This is a genomic window from Streptococcus oralis, from assembly GCF_003943415.1.
GTDB lineage: Bacteria > Bacillota > Bacilli > Lactobacillales > Streptococcaceae > Streptococcus > Streptococcus oralis_BJ.
Genome location: NZ_RJPK01000001.1, coordinates 528,282 through 545,991 on the forward strand (window position 1 = coordinate 528,282; position 17,710 = coordinate 545,991).

Sequence of the window (17,710 nt, forward strand, 5' to 3'; positions counted from 1 at the left end):
AAAAGAAATACCTCGACAAATATCGAGGTATCTTTTTTTACATTTGCACAATCTTGCGATAGCTTCTTGAGGTAATCATAAAGATCAAAACGTAGACGATGAGGAAGATAGCACAGATGGACAAAGTGACTGTCAACATCATGGTCGCATCTAGCACCCCAATGACTTTTAGAATGAGGCTAAGCATATGATAGGCAAAGGCAAGATGTAGGAAGGCAAAAAGCAAAGGAAGGAAGAAAACAGTTAGGACCTGTTTGTTGATTGTTTGCTTGATTTGCTTTTGATCGAGTCCGACCTTTTGCAAAATGATAAAACGTTCACGGTCTTCATAGCCCTCAGAGATTTGTTTGTAGTAGATAACCAGAACTGTTCCCACCATAAAGATGATAGAGAGGAAAATACCGATGAAGAAGACACCACCAAAGAGAGCACTCATCTGCGCACTGCTATCAGCCAGATTGCTTCCGTAAACATAGCTTCCTTCTTTGTTTAATTCTCTATTAAAGTTGTTGACGAATTTTGAATAGTCATCTGCAATTTTAAGCTGCTCGTCCTCGCTAGCCGTCACATTCATACCACCATAGTATTGATTAAAGATAGAAGAATTAGGATGTTGGTCAAGAAAGGCTTTCAAGTCAGGAACAACCAGATAGTTATAGTCCGAAGTTAGAATATTGTACTGATTTGGGACATGTTCAAGAATAAAATCTTTTTTGATTTCTTCTTTGATTGTGTAGGTCTGGTCATTCAGAGTCAGTTCTTTTTGTCCTTGAAGTTCTTTGTTTTTAGTAAACAATCCAACTTCCTTACCTGAAAGTGCAAGTTTTTGCCCCGTCATATTCTCGTAATCTTTTTGGTCAAAGACCATAAAAATAGTTTTCGGTTGAACACGATTTTGACCTTTCTCAAAAATTGTCAATTTCGTACCTTCTTGATTTGCCACACCAAAGTTACTGTATGTAAGGACTTCTTTCTTTGTGACAGTCAATCCCTTATCGCTAGCATACTGGCTCAAGAGTTTTTCGATGTCTTCTTTTTCAACATTCTGCCCTGTAATCCCAAAATCATGTGGATTCATAACCTTTTTGAAAGTCTCTGAAGCCTTGAAGACACTCGTTGTAGCAGACATAGTCACCAAGACCATAGTTGAGAGAATAGCAATCGTCGCCAGACCAACCGCATTTTTCTTCATGCGGAAAATGAGATTGGATACGGAAATCATGTTATTAGGTTGGTAATAGTAACGCTTGTTTTTCTTCAAGATTTGTAGGAAAACTGTGATTCCTGCATTGAAGAGAAGATAAGTTCCCAAAATTACCAACAAGACTGCTACAAAGAAAATCAGAACAGCAGAAAGTGGGTTTTCGACTGTTATTGCTAGGTAGTAACCAGCTGCTAGACTGATTAGACCTAGAATGGTTTGGAAACCTAAGAATCGTCCTTTTTTCTCACCACTAGCTTTTTCACGAGAGAGCTGAAGGGCATTCATGCGTGCGATGCGAAAGGCATTGATAAAAATCAAACCTAGGAAGATTGCCCCAAAGACAATGAGAACTAGGATAAAGACTATTGGTTGGAAGGTCGAAACGAGCTCCACTTTCATTTTCATTAACTTCAAAAGAAGGGCAAAGATTAGCTTATCAAAGAGAGCTCCTAGGCCGAGACCAGCTGTCAGCGTTAAGGAACCAAAAATAAGAAGCTCCTTAAAAACCATACTGATCAAATGGCGCTTTTCAAGACCCAGCATACCATATATACCCAGCTCTTTGGAACGGTTCTTCATGACAAAACTATTGGCATAGAGGATAATAATCCCTGAAGCTATGGTAACAACCACCATACCGAGAGCGAGGGTCATAGAGATAGTTTCTCCCCCTCGGATCTTGCCAATGTTAGGATTAAGTGATAATGAGTAAAAGAGATAGGTGATAGTCACAGCTAAGAGAACTGCAAGGGCAAAGGGATAGTAGAGTTTGCGGTTTTTAATCAAGTTGGATACCGCTAACTTATTGGTTAATCGGAACATACTAATTCACCTCGCTTGCCATAACAGTCAAAGTATCAGAGATTTCTTGGAACATCTGACGCTCTGTCTTATCTCCACGGTAGATTTGGTTGTAAAGAATGCCGTCCTTGATAAAGAGAACGCGCTTGGCCCTGCTGGCTGCTGCGGTTGAGTGAGTTACCATCAGAATGGTTTGGCCACGCTCATTGATTTCATCAAAAACATCCAAAAGAGCTGCAGATGACTTGGAGTCAAGGGCTCCTGTTGGCTCATCGGCAAGAAGAATTTCAGGTTCTGTGATGATGGCGCGCGCTACTGCAACCCGCTGTTTTTGACCACCAGAGATCTCGTAAGGGTACTTCTCTTGCAATTGGTTGATGCCTAAATTTTCAGCTGTTACCACCAATTTCTTCATCATCTCTGTGATGGGTCTTCTTGATAAAACTAGCGGAAGCAAGATATTGTCCTTAACAGACAAGGTATCTAGCAAGTTAAAGTCTTGGAAGACGAAGCCTAACTTCTCACGACGGAAACTTGAAGCCTGTGAATTTTTAATAGTGGCTGTGTCGGTTCCGTTGAGGTAAACCTGCCCGCGAGTTGGTTTATCCAGCATAGCTAAAATGTTGAGCAAGGTTGATTTCCCAGAACCAGACTCCCCCATAATGGCAACATAGTCACCCTTTTCTACTGTAAAGTGAATATCTTTGAGGGCCTCAACTTGGTTGCCTTGGAAACGTGTTTTATAGATTTTTTGAACGTGTTTTACATCTAAAAGTGTCATGATCTTCTCCTTCTTAATATCCCATCAATTGAAACTGTGCTTGCATCATAGCGCATCCCAGTTGAACACGCTCGATATCTTTTTGACTTGGTTTTTTTGTTTTCTTTTGTAAGATTCTTTTCATGGTTTTGCTCCTTTGTTCTTTATGAGTCTAGTTTATCGCAAAAAAAGACGGCCTGCCATAACCTAATCTTACAAAAGAGACTTTAATCTTACATTTTTGTAAGATTGGGGAATTTTTTTGAAAATGGCTACTATAAGAAGTCCTGTCATTGCTTGTTTTATTCTTAAAAAAATAGTAAAATTAAGTTATGAAAAGGCTTTCTTTAACGTCTTGTAAAATAATTGGCTTTCTGCTAATTATTTTTAAAGGTGCTAAACTATCATTCGTATCACTGCTATAAGGAGGGAGGTTCAGCTCCCTCTTTTTTAGAAAGAGGTTCCTATGAAACGTGTTTTTCTCTTCATCAGCAATCTTCTTTTAACTTTCTTCCTCATTGCCACTCTGTCCTTTTGGAAAGACTCTCTTCCACAAATCCTGTTCCCAGGTGCAGCAGTATTAAGCGGGCAAGCAGATTATTCTACCGTTAAAGAAGAATTAAATAGCCTTGCTAGGAAACATAATAGTCTTATCGCAAGAACCATTTGGGAAGTAGATAGTGATGGAAAATCAAGAACTCTCTACGAAGTTTTTGGAGATGGGCAACTCCCAGACTGGATGCCTCCAGCAAGTCAAGAAAGCATTCACAAGAGCGATCTTCTCAACAACTACAATATTATCAGCGGATCCCTAACTAGTCAAGAATTGGCCACTCATCTGAAAGAACTTGGACTAGAAAAAGCGAATGCATTTGAAAATGACAGAGTATCCTTCGTACTGGCCATCTTTACCCAACCTGATCAGCTCATCAGTATGTTAATCTTTTTGCTGACTTTCTTAGCTTTAATTGTTATCGGTCAGATTCAATCTCTTTCTCAGTCAGGGATTAGATTGATTTCTGGAGAGCGGCTGAGCTATCTCTTCTTTCGTTCTCTCGCAAGAGACGGACTTGATATCCTTCTTTTTGGTCTACCTGCTTTGCTGATAGCATGTATCTTGCTCATTTCCTTGGGATATCCTTATGAAGTTCAGACTTTTCTAGGAATACTTTTTATTCTTTACAATAGCCTACTTCTCTTACTTAGTCTTCTAATTGCCTTTCTTTTTACCATTTCTTTAAAAAAAGTCCATCTCCTCTCTATCATCAAAGGAAAATTACCAATCAAGTCAATTCTACGCATTCTCTACTTTGGTCAGGTACTTGCCATTCTACTGGTTATTGTAGGATTTGGACGTATGTCTACTTACTATCATATACTTGAGAAAAATGAGGCTGGACAAGCTACTTGGGAACAACGCTCCAATGTTGTTACTCTTCAAACAGGGCGTTCCAGTCAGATGAAAAATTTAGATGAACTGCAGACAAATGCTGATAAATGGTTTGACTTTATTCAGCATGCTATAGATAATGAGAATGCCTTCCTTATTAAACATAATCTAGTTGAGCAAGCTCTTAAGCAAGCTACCTCAAATCATAATGAAACTGAAAATAACCCTTATGGTGTGGAAGGAAAAAATATTCTCTACGTCACGCCCAGCTACTTCAAAAAGGAAGGTATAGAATTATCATCAGAAATCTTTCAAAAAATCAGCACCCTCAAAGATGGACAGATTCTTGCCATACTCCCAGAAGAACTACAAAAAAATGAAAAAGATATAAAAGCAAACTTGCAACAAGAGTTAGCCAACCGATTATACAATAGCGAGTCTAATCAAACTGTCGAAGTTAGTATAGCTTATACCAATCAAAAAAATGATGTATTTCTCTATAATACCGCCCATATTGCTTATGATCAATGGTTATCAAATCCCATCTTTCTTGTGCTCTCTCCTAAAGCACTTGGTAAGGCTTCCTCCATCTTCTGGTTTACAAATCTAGAATATCTCTATTTTACAGACCTCCACCAGACACAAGAACTTTTAAAACACTATCAACTTGATCATATGGTCTCAAGGCTATCGCCTGCTAGGGAAACCTATCTCCAGTTAAATCAAAAAATTAAAATCGAAATTTTTAGTAACTTAGCGAGTGCTATGTTTGCTATTTTGACTTCAATTTTGCTGTTTACAAGTTTAAATCTGCTCTATTTTGAAGCCTTTCGCAAAACCATATTCTTGAAAAAAATCGCAGGCTATTATTTCTTTGAATTACACCGTAGATATATCACTTCTCAAATAACAGCTCTCTTTCTCGGAAGTAGTCTAGCTTTCATTATTTCTAAGAATATCTGGATTACCCTGATTCTATTTCTCAGCTTTTCAAGTTTAGCTGTTCTTCTATTGAAAATCTGTGATAAAAAGGAAAGCAAAACCTATGCTAGCATTATCAAAGGAGGATAGTATGATTGAATTACAACATATTTGGAAACAATTTGGTTCTCGTATTATTTTTTCAGACTTGAATCTGAATTTTCAAAGTGGTATGGTGTATGCTTTGATAGGAGACAGTGGTTGTGGAAAAACCACTTTGCTCAATATGCTTGCAAAACTAGAGACTTTCGACAAAGGAGAAATAGTTTACAAAGGAAAATCTTTGACTTCTCTAAAAAATGAGGAATTCTATCGTAACGAGCTAGGTTATCTCTTCCAGAACTTCGGACTATTAGAAAGTCAGACCATTCGAGAAAACCTTGAGCTGGGACTGATTGGCAAAAAACAGAACAAGAAACAAGAAACAAGAAAAAGAGAGACTTCTTCTTCAAGCACTGCAAGCTGTCAGACTAGATTATCTAAGTCTCAACCAAAAAATCTATGAATTATCTGGTGGTGAAGCTCAACGCGTAGCGCTTGCTAAGATTATCCTGAAAGATCCTCCTTTAATTTTAGCCGATGAGCCTACCGCCTCGCTAGATCCAAAAAATTCCAAGGAAATTATGGAAATTCTCCTTGAACTTCGTAATGCTAATAGAACAATTATCATCGCAACTCACAATCCTAGTATTTGGAAAATGGCTGATCAGGTAATTCATCTCTCTCAAGATGGAAAAGAATATACTTAAATATCAAAATCCCTTGTGGTTATTTAGCCACAAGGGATTTTCAGTCATTTATGCTGCTTCTTTTAAGTAACATAGTGCAAATAATAAATTTTCCCTGTTAAATCTCACCAAAACCAGCCATCATTGTCATCAATGGCCTCAGCTTCCTTGCGTTTGCGTGGTCCTGTTCCGTACATTTCGGCTTCAATCTCTTCCTTAGTTGGCAAGATAGAGGCAAGGATGATGTAAATAATCACTCCGATTCCAAAATTTGCCACAGTAAAAATGGAGAAGAGAAAGCGGACTAGGGTTACATCAAGTTTCCACTTGTCTGATAGACCAGCCAAAACTCCTGACACCATACGATTTCGTCTCAATTTATAAAATTTTGTATTCATGATTTGTTCCTCTTTCGGTATTCTTACAAGTAATATAGCATAAAACGGGAACAAGAACATCAGTCCTTAGGCCGATTTAAGATAACGAGTTTACCACGGCATACGCCACAGCGATAGCGTTTTGTGTTAATTTTTCTCTTGCGTTGATAGGTTTGCTGGCAAGATTGGCACTGATAGACTAGGTAACTATCCTGACTTTTCAAAGGTGGTACAAAGCGTAGTCCATCCACTTCTTTCAAAAGTTCCTTGAAATCTTGGTCCTTATGGCGATACCCCTTTTTCTGAAAATAAAGGTGATAGTGACAAAGTTCATGGCGCACGATTTTGCGAAAGACTTCCAAACCTAGTTCATTATAAACCTTGGGATTAAAATCCAAATGCCCATCCTTAGGGAAAAATCGCCCACCTGTCGTTCGCAGACGAGAATTCCACTGGGCTTGGTGTGTAAAAGGTCTACCAAAGTCTTCGAGTGAAACAGACTGAACGTACTCAGTTAGATTCATCTGGAGCGAGGAGCGACAGATTGACTTTTTCACGTTCGGTATCGATTTTCTTAACCCAAACCGTTACCAAATCTCCAACGGACACCACTTGGCTGGGATGTTTGATAAATTTGCGACTCATGTGAGAAATATGAATCAAACCATCCTCATGAATCCCAATATCAACGAAGGCACCGAAGTCAACGACATTACGCACCACACCTTCCAGCTTCTGGCCGACTTTTAAGTCTTTGATATCCAATACATCTTGGCGGAGTACAGGAGCATCAAAGGAATCACGGAAATCTCGACCTGGTTTGAGAAGGTCTGCAATGATATCTTTAAGAGTTTCTGGACCAAGGTCTAGTTCTTGCGCCATCTCCTTAACTGAAAGCGACTTAAGCTTGTTTTGTGCCTCTTCATTCAAGTCCTTGATATCCAAGCGTTTGAAGAGTTCCTTGACAGCAGCGTAATTTTCTGGGTGAACTCCAGTATTATCGAGGATATTGCTACTTTCCGGAATACGGAGGAAACCAGCTGCCTGCTCAAAGGCTTTGGCACCGAGACGAGGAACCTTCTTGATTTGAGCGCGTGAAGTGATTTTTCCTTCTTCCTCACGGTATTTGACAATATTTTCAGAAATAGTTTTATTTAGTCCAGCTACGTGTGAAAGAAGAGAAGGGCTAGCTGTATTGACATTGACACCAACTTGGTTAACCACTGTATCAACGACAAAATCCAGACTTTCAGACAATTTCTTCTGACTGACATCGTGCTGGTATTGACCGACACCGATTGACTTAGGATCGATTTTGACCAATTCAGCGAGCGGATCTTGCAAACGACGGGCGATAGAGATAGCCGATCGTTTTTCAACGGTCAAGTCTGGAAACTCCTGACGAGCAAGGTCGCTAGCAGAGTAGACAGAAGCACCACTTTCATTGACGATAACATAGCTGACTTCAGGAAAATCTTTCAGAACTTCTGCCACAAAGGCTTCGCTTTCACGGCTAGCCGTTCCATTTCCGATAGCAATAATTTCTACGCCATACTGACCAATCAAATCTGCCAAATCTTTCTTGGCTTCTTCGATTTGACGAGCTGATGCTGGTTTGACAGGATAGATGACTTGGGTCGTCAGCATTTTTCCTGTCGTATCAACGACTGCCAGCTTGGCACCTGTACGAAAGGCAGGGTCAAATCCTAAAACCACGCGCCCTTTCAGTGGAGCAACTAATAGGAGATTACGCAGGTTGTCAGAAAAGAGTTGGATAGCTCCTTCTTCTGCTTTCTCAGTTAATTCTGTCCGAATACGGCGCTCGATAGCTGGCAAAACTTTTTTCTTAACAGATTGCTGGATAACTTCATCAATATAGGCATTTTTCACCTTGAAACGAGTAGCAAAGAAAGCTAGGATACGATCCGTCGAATGTTCAAAGCTAACTTTCAAGATGCCTAATTTTTCCCCACGATTGAGGGCTAAGGTACGATAGCCCTGCATGTTGCCAACTGTCTCTGAAAAATCATAATATATCTGAAAGACTTGTTTTTCATCGAGACTTTCATCCTTGGCTTGCGAGGTTATTTTAGAGTGTCTCAATACTTCCTGATAGGTCATAGCACGTAGATTGACATCTTCAGATAGGGCTTCTACCAAAATATCAACTGCCCCAGCTAAGGTTTCTTTACCAGTCGCAAATCCTTCACAGACAAAATTCTCGGCCTCTTTCTCTAAGTCAGCTACGTTTTGCAAGATCAAACGAGCAAGAGGAAAGAGTCCAGCTTCACGGGCAATAGTTGCCTTGGTCCGTCGCTTTTCCTTGTATGGAAGATAGAGTTCTTCTACGTCTGCTAATTTCTCAGCTGCCAGGATAGCTTCTTCCAGTTCCTTGGTCAGCTTGCCTTGTTCTTGAATCTTAGCCAAGACAGCTTCTTTACGGTCGTTGAGATTTGTCAGACTTTTATCCAGGTCAATAATAGCCTTAATCGCCACCTCATCCAGACTACCAGTCATGTCCTTTCGATAACGCGCGATGAAGGGAATCGTCGCCCCTTCAGCTGTCAAACTTAGAACGGTATCGATTTGTTTTAAGGTTACACCCAAATCTTGGGAGATTTTTTCATATTTTTTATCCATAAACCTATTATACCATAAGGAACAGCCCTTGTTTCGTCCTACCCTTTTTTACATCTTTGATTATCAAAATAATTCCTTTTCCACAAAATAATAGTATAATAGAGGTAGAATACAGAAAAGAGGTAGGCCCATGGCTGTTAAATTTACAAAAACGGATGACTTGGACAAGATGTTTGAAGAATTCGCCAAACTTCCTGACTTAACACAAGTCACTTTCCCAGATGACAAAGATAAAAAAGAAAAAGTTGAGAAGAAAAAATAGATGACGATTTTCCAATCTCTTTCTCCTAGCATCTTACAAGCAGGGGCTATTTTTCTCTCCATCATGATTGAAGCCCTTCCTTTTGTTCTGATTGGGAGTCTCATTTCAGGCTGGATTGAAGTCTATATCACACCTGACAAGGTCTATGAGTTTCTCCCTCGCAATCGGTGGGGGAGGATTTTTTTTGGTACCTTCATTGGCTTTCTCTTTCCATCCTGCGAGTGTGGAATCGTTCCCATCATCAATCGTTTTCTGGAAAAGAAAGTGCCCAGCTACACGGCCGTTCCTTTTCTGGTGACTGCTCCCATCATCAATCCTATCGTTCTTTTCGCCACATATTCTGCCTTTGGCAATTCAATAAAACTTGCCTTCTTGCGAGCGCTGGGAGCTATTGTGATTGCTTTGGTGCTTGGGATTTTCCTAGGATTTTTCTGGAAGGAACCCATTCAAAAAGAGAATTCTATTACTTGTCATGAACACGACTTTTCATACTTAAGTCCCACTAGAAAAGGTTTTCAGATCTTTATACAGGCTATTGACGAGTTTTTCGATATGGGGCGTTACTTGGTCTTTGGCTGTCTCTTTGCGGCCATCATGCAGGTCTATGTCCCGACTCGGATCCTGACATCTATCAGTGCTAGTCCAGTCCTTGCGATTCTCTTGCTCATGTTTCTAGCCTTTCTCCTCTCTCTTTGTAGCGAGGCGGACGCCTTTATCGGCGCTTCTCTCCTCTCGAGCTTTGGTCTTGCTCCTGTTCTTGCTTTTCTGGTCATTGGACCCATGCTTGATATCAAAAATCTCCTCATGATGAAACACTATCTCAAAGCGCGATTCATCTGGCAATTCATGGGCATCGTGACGGTGCTTGTCTTGCTTTATTCTTACATGATGGGGGTGATGCTATGATCCGATTTTTCATTTTACTGGGCTATTTTGCCCTGACTCTGTATCTGCAGCTATCTGGCAAGCTCAGTCACTACATTAACCTCCACTATTCCTATCTAGTCTATATCTCCATGGTCCTTTCTCTTCTATTGGCCCTGGTCCAATTCTATATCTGGATCAAGAAAATCAACTCTCACAGCCATTTGGAAAGTCGTCGAGCTAGACGAATCAGCATCCTGTTACTGTCACTACCTCTCTTGATTGGAGTTGCCTTTCCGACAGTAAGTTTGGACTCGAGAACCGTATCTGCTAAGGGATATCATTTCCCACTTGCTGAGGGAATCGATACTGCTATTCAGGCAAGCGAAGGAACATCCAGTCAATACCTCAAACCCGATACCAGTACCTATTTTTCCAAATCCGCTTATGAAAAAGAAATGAGGGCTACAGCTGATAAATACCTCTCCAAGCCAACCATTCAAGTCACTGATGAAAACTATATGGAGGTCATGGAAGTTCTCTATGACTACCCACAAGAGTTTGAAGGAAAGAAAATCGAGTTTACTGGCTTTGTTTATAACGATCCTAGCCATCCAGATAGCCAGTTCCTCTTTCGCTTTGGAATCATCCACTGTATCGCCGACTCTGGAGTATATGGACTCCTGACTAAGGGAAACTCACGCCAGTATCCTGACAATACCTGGATTACTGCCAAAGGAACTCTCACTCTCCACTACCATAAAGAACTCAAACAAAAACTCCCAACACTGGAAGTTGAGAGTTTCACAAAAGTAGACAAACCAGAAAATCCCTACGTTTATCGTGTGTTTCAATAAAAAGTGACCCAACAACAGACAAATTACTTTTTAAAGTAGCTTGTCTTTTTTGTTCTCCTAGTTCAACAAAATCAACACACAACCTTTCAAACAATAGAAAAAGTCCCAAGAAATAAGATTTCTCGAGACCATAAAAATGTTAATAAGATAGGGTTGACAATCATCACATATCATAGCTTAACTGCAATAGAGTTGTGATAGAAAACGTTAATTTACTAGAAAAAATAAAACTCATATTAAACTGAATATTCAGTTTCTTACTGGCATAAAGCTATTTGAGTTTAATTTAACAACCACTAACCTCTATTAACGCCACCAAATGCTGAACCAAAAACGGAAGTAGAATCCTAAGAACATAATGTGCACCTCCTTTTGAAAAACGTTTTTCCATCTCAACTATATTATATATTTTCTTGTGGAGAATTGCAAATTTTTTCAGTCAAATTACTAGCTTTTTTCAAAAAAATATGATAAAAGACAAAATTTTATATTAAAAATAGTTATTTACTTTCGGTTTCTGTAAAATAAAGCCATAATATAAATGTACTAAGTCCCATAACTGGATTTTTTCTATCAAACTTTTGAGGCTAGTTCATAACTTTCAGTTGTTGAAATGATGAACCAACCTCTTTTCTGCGCCATGAATCTCCGCTTTTTACTGTTTTTCTTCAGCTTAGTTGGGCTACTTCCCATTTTGTAATAAAGCTCTTACCCCGTCTGCTCCAATTTTATCCTCAGCTTTTTCAAAGAGTTGAATAGATTGATAAAAATAATCTCGTGATTTATTTGAATTTTGCTTGAGATAAATCTCTCCCATCCCTCTATATGCACAGGCTTGGGCAATGAAGTCCTCAGTTGTCAAAGCAAAATCTAGGGATTTTTGCATATAGCTTTCTGCCTCTTCTAGATTGCCCAACTGTAAACGAAGGTAGCCTTGTTCATAGTTGTTGACAGAAAATTTCAAAGCATCATTGGGAAAATACTTTTTTATAATTTGCATTTCCTGATCGATATAGAGTAGAGCTTTTTTAAAATGACCCATTTCCCTGTAGACCATCGCTAACTGATGATAGCCTATATGTTCATTTTCTTGGTCACTTTTAGTTCGGGCTAAGTCAATATAACGCTGGTAGATACTTAAGCACTCGTTATAATTTTGCTCTTCAAGATAGATATAGCCCATCAAATTTAATAAACTAAAATTAGTGCAAGTTTCCAAAGAAAAATCAGCTTCAACTAATTTTTTAGCCTCTTCAATTTTGCCTTCAAACAATAATTCCCATGCTTGATTCATGCTTATTCTCCTGCATCTTACGTTGTATAGAAATCTATTGATAAATCGCTATCAGACTTGTATTTTTTCCAAGCTAAACTGAAGCCATAATAATCTTCAAATTCAGGGTGCCAGTCATAATAAAGTGGGATACGACTATATTTTCTTGCAACAACTTCGTCTTCAAATTCTGGAGATTCCCCTGCAGTAATACCAAATTGAAGACCATTTAGTTCCCAGCTATTGCCCCAAACATTTTCATCCGAGAGAACATCGATCCATCTAGAAGCATCAATATCAAAATCTGCACATAATTCCAGTTCATAGAATCTTCTACAGTTAATCTCTAAAGGCTTAATATAAAACGCACCTTCTACTTGGTACTTTTTATCTCTGACTTGAATCTGTGTGATTTTCATTGGAATCGGAACTCCATTTAATTCTAACCAGAAATAGCCTAAGGGAGTTTTGATACTATAATATGTTTGCTGAGTGACAGGTTTAGCATTTTTAGAGCAAGCATCAAGAATTCTTCCAAGCTTAATTAAATTTCTACAAACGATTTTCGAAGTGAGTGGGTCGAAATGTGAATACCTACGAATGACACGTTTTAACTTTTCAACAGGAAAAGTGATATCCTTTGGTAGGGCATGATACTTCTGTACAACTAAAGCAATTTTTTCAGTATTTTCCTTCCCCACTGGGACAACTACAGCGTGCCCAATATGGATATTTGAGTCATCGCAGATATAAGTATAGCCATTCCCTCCCTCCTGAAACTCAACAACAACGAGATTTAGCTCTTGATTCGGATCAAAGAGAGTCTCGACCTTTTCTGCTTCTTGACGCTCATAAAAAGTAAAGCGTTCCCTATCCCCGTCTTCGCCAAAAACCATGAAACTGCCACATTCAGGGCACTTCCACATATAAAAGGATGCTTCAGAAATATCATCATAAGAAATTTTATTATGGTCGTCAGCTTTATTCATGATTTCTTCAAACAACTCATCCGAATAAACTGAATAAGCACTTGGATCGGTCGACCTATGGTCGTTCATTGCTTGCCCGCATCTACATGCCCATTTACCCATAAACAACCTCAGTCATGCCTTAATTCTTCAAGGAAAAATTGATTTAGAGATTTCCAGTCTTTCTTTTCCTCACTAACACTTTGAACGTATGCATCCAATTCTTGGATATTATCTAAAATATAATCTTGAATTGGCTTTATAGGCTCAATTTCCATGTCTTCAGGACCGTTTATCTTAATGTCAAGCAATCTTGACACATGCTCCTGCATTTGGGACGGAAGTAATTCTTTGACCAAATCATCAAATAAAATCGGCGGAATAGAATGGTATTTTTCGATCCAACGGCAAGCCAAAATAGGACGCAGCGCATAGAAATACTTTTTAGGTTTGACCTTGTCTCCTGAAAGATACTTATTCATTTGAGTTCTAGCAGTGTTCAAGTAATGATGAAGCATTTTCTTCTCAGAAAAATACTGGTTGGCAAGAGGACGTATACGCTCGATAAAATCCGTTTGTTGATAAACAATTGGTGACTGTAACCATTCAAACAGTGTTGGATTTGACTTATAAAGGAGTTTTAAAGTCTTGTCTAAATCCCAGCCACTCACATCCCAAGTATCGTCAATTGGTAACTCGATAACATCACGCCGTTCATTCAAATGGAGATAAAAATCTCGCTTGTGTTTGTAGATAAATCGTACATCAAAGTCACTATCAGGAGACTCAAAGCCCCATGCACGACTACCAGACTCGATAGCCCACAAAACTGTGACTCCATAATCACGCTCAATTTCTGCTAATTTTTCAGGTACCAGAACATTCATTTCTTCTTGTGTTTGCATTTATAACCTCTTATTATTTACGCTGCTTCTCCAGCTCGATCATTGATGAGTTCAATTGTTTGGACAATATTACGAAGTATAGGGAGTTGGTGTTGAAAGAGTAGTTGAACCGAACCATACGATTTAAACGGCTCTTGTGTTAAAACTTTAGTCTCCAAACAACCATTTTCTACAATGTAATCTACAATCAATTTCACAAAGGAAATCTGCTTGGCATTGAGACTCTCATCCGATAAAAATTTAGAAAAAACTTGATTGGCAGACTCTCTATCCAAACCAATAATCTCACGAACCAATCTAGGAATTGCCTTATTTTCATAATGTTGTTGGTAATCTGACTTGCTACCTAATTTTTCCCAAAGCAATGTTTCAAGTGCAAGTAAATCTTGAGAGGTCAATTTTTCATTATGGTATAACTTAGAAATTGCTTCATCATCTAGATGAGTTTTCAAATAATGTTCAACTTTTTCATTATAAGATCGCAGGTCATTGACTTGTAAATATGGCTTAGTATCATGGACAGTGGAAAGAATGTGATCATCAAAATTGACATAATAGACTTTTCGGCTCGTTTTATCTAAGAATTGCAATAAATCTCTTAGAGAAAGGCGGATTTTTTCCAGCTCAGATAAACTAACTTCTTCCCAAAATTCAGGTTCTTGTACTTTCCTGATAATTTCAGCCTGTGCAAAAACTTGTGGTATATTGCCAACCCTGGCAAGAGCTTTAGCTGTTTTCATAACTTGAGATATATGGACAGTTGCTGGCTTAGCCAACAGTTGTCCTAACTGTATCTGAAACAGCCATAAATCAAATCGTCTCGCCATCTCGTCCTCTTTATTTTCTTCAAATAGAATCGGAGAAAGATCTTTCTGGATTGTTTCACTTGTAACGGTCGTTAGATTTTGCCAATTTTCCAACTTTCTGTAAGTATAAACTGTATCTAAGACCATACGAACCCTAAAGTCTAACTCATTTAATCCCACCATACGTTCATGAAGTTCTGTGACGAGTTGCTGACGGTATTCTATAGCAAACCGATCATCTCGATAATGAAGTTCCTGCAATTCTCGAATCAAATCCACCTTGATGTTAAACAAACGTTGAGTCAAAGAAACAATGTGACGGCCATCTCCCTCTCTCGGATCAGCTTTGAAATATTCAAAATTATCACCATAATCAAATACCAAGAAATTTTCCTTATCCTGCTCAGGGCCAAATAAATCTTTACAAAGACGGGTTCCACGACCAATCATCTGCCAAAACTTAGTTTTAGAGCGTACTTTCTTGAAAAAGACTAAATTAACAACTTCTGGTACATCAATACCTGTATCCAACATATCAACAGAAATTGCGATTTGAGGGTATTTCTCCTTAATTTTAAAATCATCAATTAAGGTTTGATAATGCTTAATGCTATAATCAATCACTTGAGCATAATCGCTTCCTTTTTCAGGATAGCGTTCGTTAAAAATATCTCTGATGTATTCAGCGTGTCGATGGTTTTTAGCAAAGATAATGGTTTTACCAATTTCGTCACCTGAAGCTGTCTGAATCCCTCTTGTCATTAGTTCATCTAGAACAATTTTGACTGTTTTTTTATTGAAAATAGAGGTATTAAAATCCTCAGGATCAATATCTTTCTCAGAACTACCATCTTCAAATTGGCTATCAAAATATTCTTTTTCATCTTGGGATAAATCATCGTAATGTAGACCATCCGTAGGTAGTTTCAACTTGGTTTCAATCGAATGATAAGCTACTAAATAGCCATCTTTGACAGCCTCTTCCAAATCGTATGCGTATGTTGGAACACCATTCTCCAAGTTAAAGAAACCGTAAGTATTTTTATCTAAATCTTGACGCGGAGTGGCAGTTAATCCTACAATCCGTGCATCAAAATAATCAAAAATTGATTTGTATTTCTGATAAATAGAACGGTGAGATTCGTCAATTATGATGAGATCAAAGTGCCCAACAGTGAAGGGGCGTTGATTTACTTCTTCTTGATCACTGATCGCCCCTATCATAGTCGGATAGGTTGAAAAAACCATTCGACTAGATCGAGCACCATCTTTATCCTCTAAGAAATTGCAAACTGAAAGATCTGGAAGTAATTTCCTAAATGAATCATAAGCTTGCTTAACTAGGGAAGTTCTATCAGCCAAAAAAAGAACATTTTTTACCCAGTTATGACGCGAAAGGATATCAACTAGGGAAACCGCTGTGCGGGTTTTCCCAGACCCAGTTGCCATGACCAAGAGTGCCTGTCTCCGATTATTGGAGAATGCTTCACAGACACTTGTAATCGCATGTTTCTGATAATGACGTCCAGAAATGTCGTCCCTAATTTTGCTAGAAATATCCTCGAGTGGTTTTTGCAAGTGACGTCTGTCCATCAACAGTTGCAACTCTTCTTGAGAGTAGAACCCTGCAATCTGGCGACGATTAACACCATCAAGTATGTAGTGCTTTAAACCGTTGGTAATAAAGCAAATTGGCCGATAGCCGATTTGTTTCTCAAGAGCTTCAGCATATTCCTTGACCTGCACCTCCCCTACTTCTGGATTCACAGATGCCTTTTTGGCCTCAACAATTGCTAAAATTTTACCATTTTTGCCATAAAGAACATAGTCACAGTATCCAGTTCCTGTACCATGCTTCAGACCATGAACGTCTACCTCAACACGACAGTTTTCTTCAAATGTCCAACCCGCTAAACGGAGATCAATATCAATAAAGAGTTTTCTTGTCTCTGCTTCAGATAGTTGATCGATATGGAAAGATACATCTTGCCGTAGAGCTGCTGTTTCACGTTTTTCAGTATAAGTCTCTTGAGCAGCCAAGGACTGACTAGCCATCTGTTCATCGAAATCAGGAAGATCTGGCAAACTGTTTTGTAATTTCGCCATAGATTGTGGCGTTTCTCGAAACTTGATGTTTGCTGTAAGTGGCAATAACTTCTCATCGAAATAACGCTCCACAAACTTGTTACTGTAGCAATAATCAATAAAATTGACAAACTGATACAAATGATGCAAAGCCAAAATCGCTTCTCGTTCCTTAATTTCTCCACCATGTGCAGCATGATTTCCCCATCGAATTAAAAGAACAATCTGCCTATGGAGCTCAGGATCCACAATCTCTCTAAAATCATCATCCCATACCAAAGAAGATAAGGTAGCACGATAGGGAGCTTCTAAATATGAATCGTGACTATATATCCAATGAACAGCCTGCTCCAAAGCACGACGCGCCATAAAAGCAGTAGCCACAGTAGATGTCGCGATCATATTTTCAGCTTCTATACAAGGCTTTGAAAATGACTCGTACTCTGTATTTTTTAAAAGAAAGCTAAAATTTCCCATTTTTCTCTCACTTTGAATAAAAAGATACCTATATTATACTAGATTTCAAGCTATTTCTCCACAGTTTTATAACTATCTGACAAGTAAATTGTGATTTGTCGACCTGAGCCACAAAGTCCGCGAACTCGTTTTGGAGGGAAAGAGGGGGGAGGATTACTTTTAGTTCACTTAATATTTTTAAATTTATATTCTTTTGAGCTGATTCTGGAGCTTGACTTTCTAGCATCTTTTGAAAGTAACTAAACCAATAATGAATAAACATATTATTGGTTCTTTCTCCCGGAATAAAGCCAACAATGCTATCTGGAAAACATGAATCAAAAGCCAATATA

14 protein-coding genes and 1 pseudogene are annotated in these 17,710 nt (G+C 38.7%); 5 read left to right on the forward strand and 10 right to left on the reverse strand.

The window, feature by feature from the left end; all coding sequences use genetic code 11:
* Positions 1-37 precede the first annotated feature (37 nt).
* Both D8801_RS02540 and D8801_RS02545 read right to left on the reverse strand, forming a co-directional pair.
* Positions 38-2,026: an ABC transporter permease gene (locus D8801_RS02540; protein WP_125847625.1), complete on the reverse strand. Its 1,989-nt coding sequence runs from the start codon at positions 2,024-2,026 to the stop codon at positions 38-40.
* A gap of 1 nt (position 2,027) precedes the next feature.
* Positions 2,028-2,786: an ABC transporter ATP-binding protein gene (locus D8801_RS02545; protein ID WP_061420890.1), complete on the reverse strand. Its 759-nt coding sequence runs from the start codon at positions 2,784-2,786 to the stop codon at positions 2,028-2,030.
* A gap of 445 nt (positions 2,787-3,231) precedes the next feature.
* Here D8801_RS02545 and D8801_RS02550 point away from each other — a divergent pair, with 445 nt between their 5' ends.
* Together D8801_RS02550 and D8801_RS02555 are read left to right on the forward strand one after the other, a co-directional pair.
* Positions 3,232-5,226 (forward strand): DUF1430 domain-containing protein, encoded by a 1,995-nt coding sequence (locus D8801_RS02550; protein WP_125847627.1) that lies wholly within the window; start codon positions 3,232-3,234, stop codon positions 5,224-5,226.
* A gap of 1 nt (position 5,227) precedes the next feature.
* A pseudogene (locus D8801_RS02555) lies at positions 5,228-5,885 on the forward strand (ABC transporter ATP-binding protein).
* Positions 5,886-5,989: 104 nt separating this feature from the next.
* On the opposite strand, the gene D8801_RS02560 reads toward D8801_RS02555, so the two are convergent.
* The 3 genes from D8801_RS02560 to D8801_RS02570 are packed head-to-tail and all read right to left on the reverse strand — an operon-like array spanning position 5,990 to position 8,881.
* Positions 5,990-6,262 carry a PspC domain-containing protein gene (locus tag D8801_RS02560; protein WP_125847629.1) on the reverse strand — a complete coding sequence of 91 codons (273 nt, stop codon included), beginning with the start codon at positions 6,260-6,262 and terminating at the stop codon, positions 5,990-5,992.
* Between the two features lie 59 nt (positions 6,263-6,321).
* Complete coding sequence (locus D8801_RS02565; protein WP_125847660.1) at positions 6,322-6,765, reverse strand: SprT family protein; 444 nt, start codon at positions 6,763-6,765, stop codon at positions 6,322-6,324.
* Positions 6,752-8,881, reverse strand: coding sequence for a Tex family protein (locus tag D8801_RS02570; RefSeq protein ID WP_125847631.1), 2,130 nt, complete (start codon positions 8,879-8,881; stop codon positions 6,752-6,754). Before D8801_RS02570 ends, D8801_RS02565 begins: the two co-directional genes overlap by 14 nt.
* A 130-nt stretch (positions 8,882-9,011) precedes the next feature.
* Here D8801_RS02570 and D8801_RS09905 point away from each other — a divergent pair, with 130 nt between their 5' ends.
* From D8801_RS09905 to D8801_RS02585, 3 genes are read left to right on the forward strand one after another with little or no spacing between them, the layout of a single operon-like run.
* Positions 9,012-9,143 (forward strand): SPJ_0845 family protein, encoded by a 132-nt coding sequence (locus D8801_RS09905; protein ID WP_000268696.1) that lies wholly within the window; start codon positions 9,012-9,014, stop codon positions 9,141-9,143.
* The gene (locus D8801_RS02580; RefSeq protein WP_125847633.1) at positions 9,144-10,049 is read left to right on the forward strand and encodes a permease; all 906 of its coding nucleotides are present in this window, start codon (positions 9,144-9,146) and stop codon (positions 10,047-10,049) included.
* Positions 10,046-10,864, forward strand: coding sequence for a TIGR03943 family putative permease subunit (locus D8801_RS02585; RefSeq protein WP_038806066.1), 819 nt, complete (start codon positions 10,046-10,048; stop codon positions 10,862-10,864). Before D8801_RS02580 ends, D8801_RS02585 begins: the two co-directional genes overlap by 4 nt.
* Positions 10,865-11,546: 682 nt before the next feature.
* Here D8801_RS02585 and D8801_RS02590 read toward each other — a convergent pair.
* The 5 genes from D8801_RS02590 to D8801_RS02610 all read right to left on the reverse strand — a co-directional run.
* The gene (locus D8801_RS02590; RefSeq protein WP_125847635.1) at positions 11,547-12,158 is read right to left on the reverse strand and encodes a tetratricopeptide repeat protein; all 612 of its coding nucleotides are present in this window, start codon (positions 12,156-12,158) and stop codon (positions 11,547-11,549) included.
* 17 nt (positions 12,159-12,175) lie between these two features.
* A complete protein-coding gene (locus D8801_RS02595; RefSeq protein ID WP_125847636.1) occupies positions 12,176-13,228 on the reverse strand; it encodes a hypothetical protein in 1,053 nt (350 codons plus the stop codon).
* Positions 13,229-13,236: 8 nt separating this feature from the next.
* A complete protein-coding gene (locus D8801_RS02600) occupies positions 13,237-14,010 on the reverse strand; it encodes a nucleotidyltransferase domain-containing protein (RefSeq protein WP_125847638.1) in 774 nt (257 codons plus the stop codon).
* Between the two features lie 17 nt (positions 14,011-14,027).
* Positions 14,028-17,378 (reverse strand): DEAD/DEAH box helicase family protein, encoded by a 3,351-nt coding sequence (locus D8801_RS02605; protein WP_125847640.1) that lies wholly within the window; start codon positions 17,376-17,378, stop codon positions 14,028-14,030.
* Between the two features lie 28 nt (positions 17,379-17,406).
* The coding region (locus D8801_RS02610) for a restriction endonuclease subunit S (protein ID WP_185758483.1) at positions 17,407-17,710 on the reverse strand (304 nt) is incomplete at its 5' end.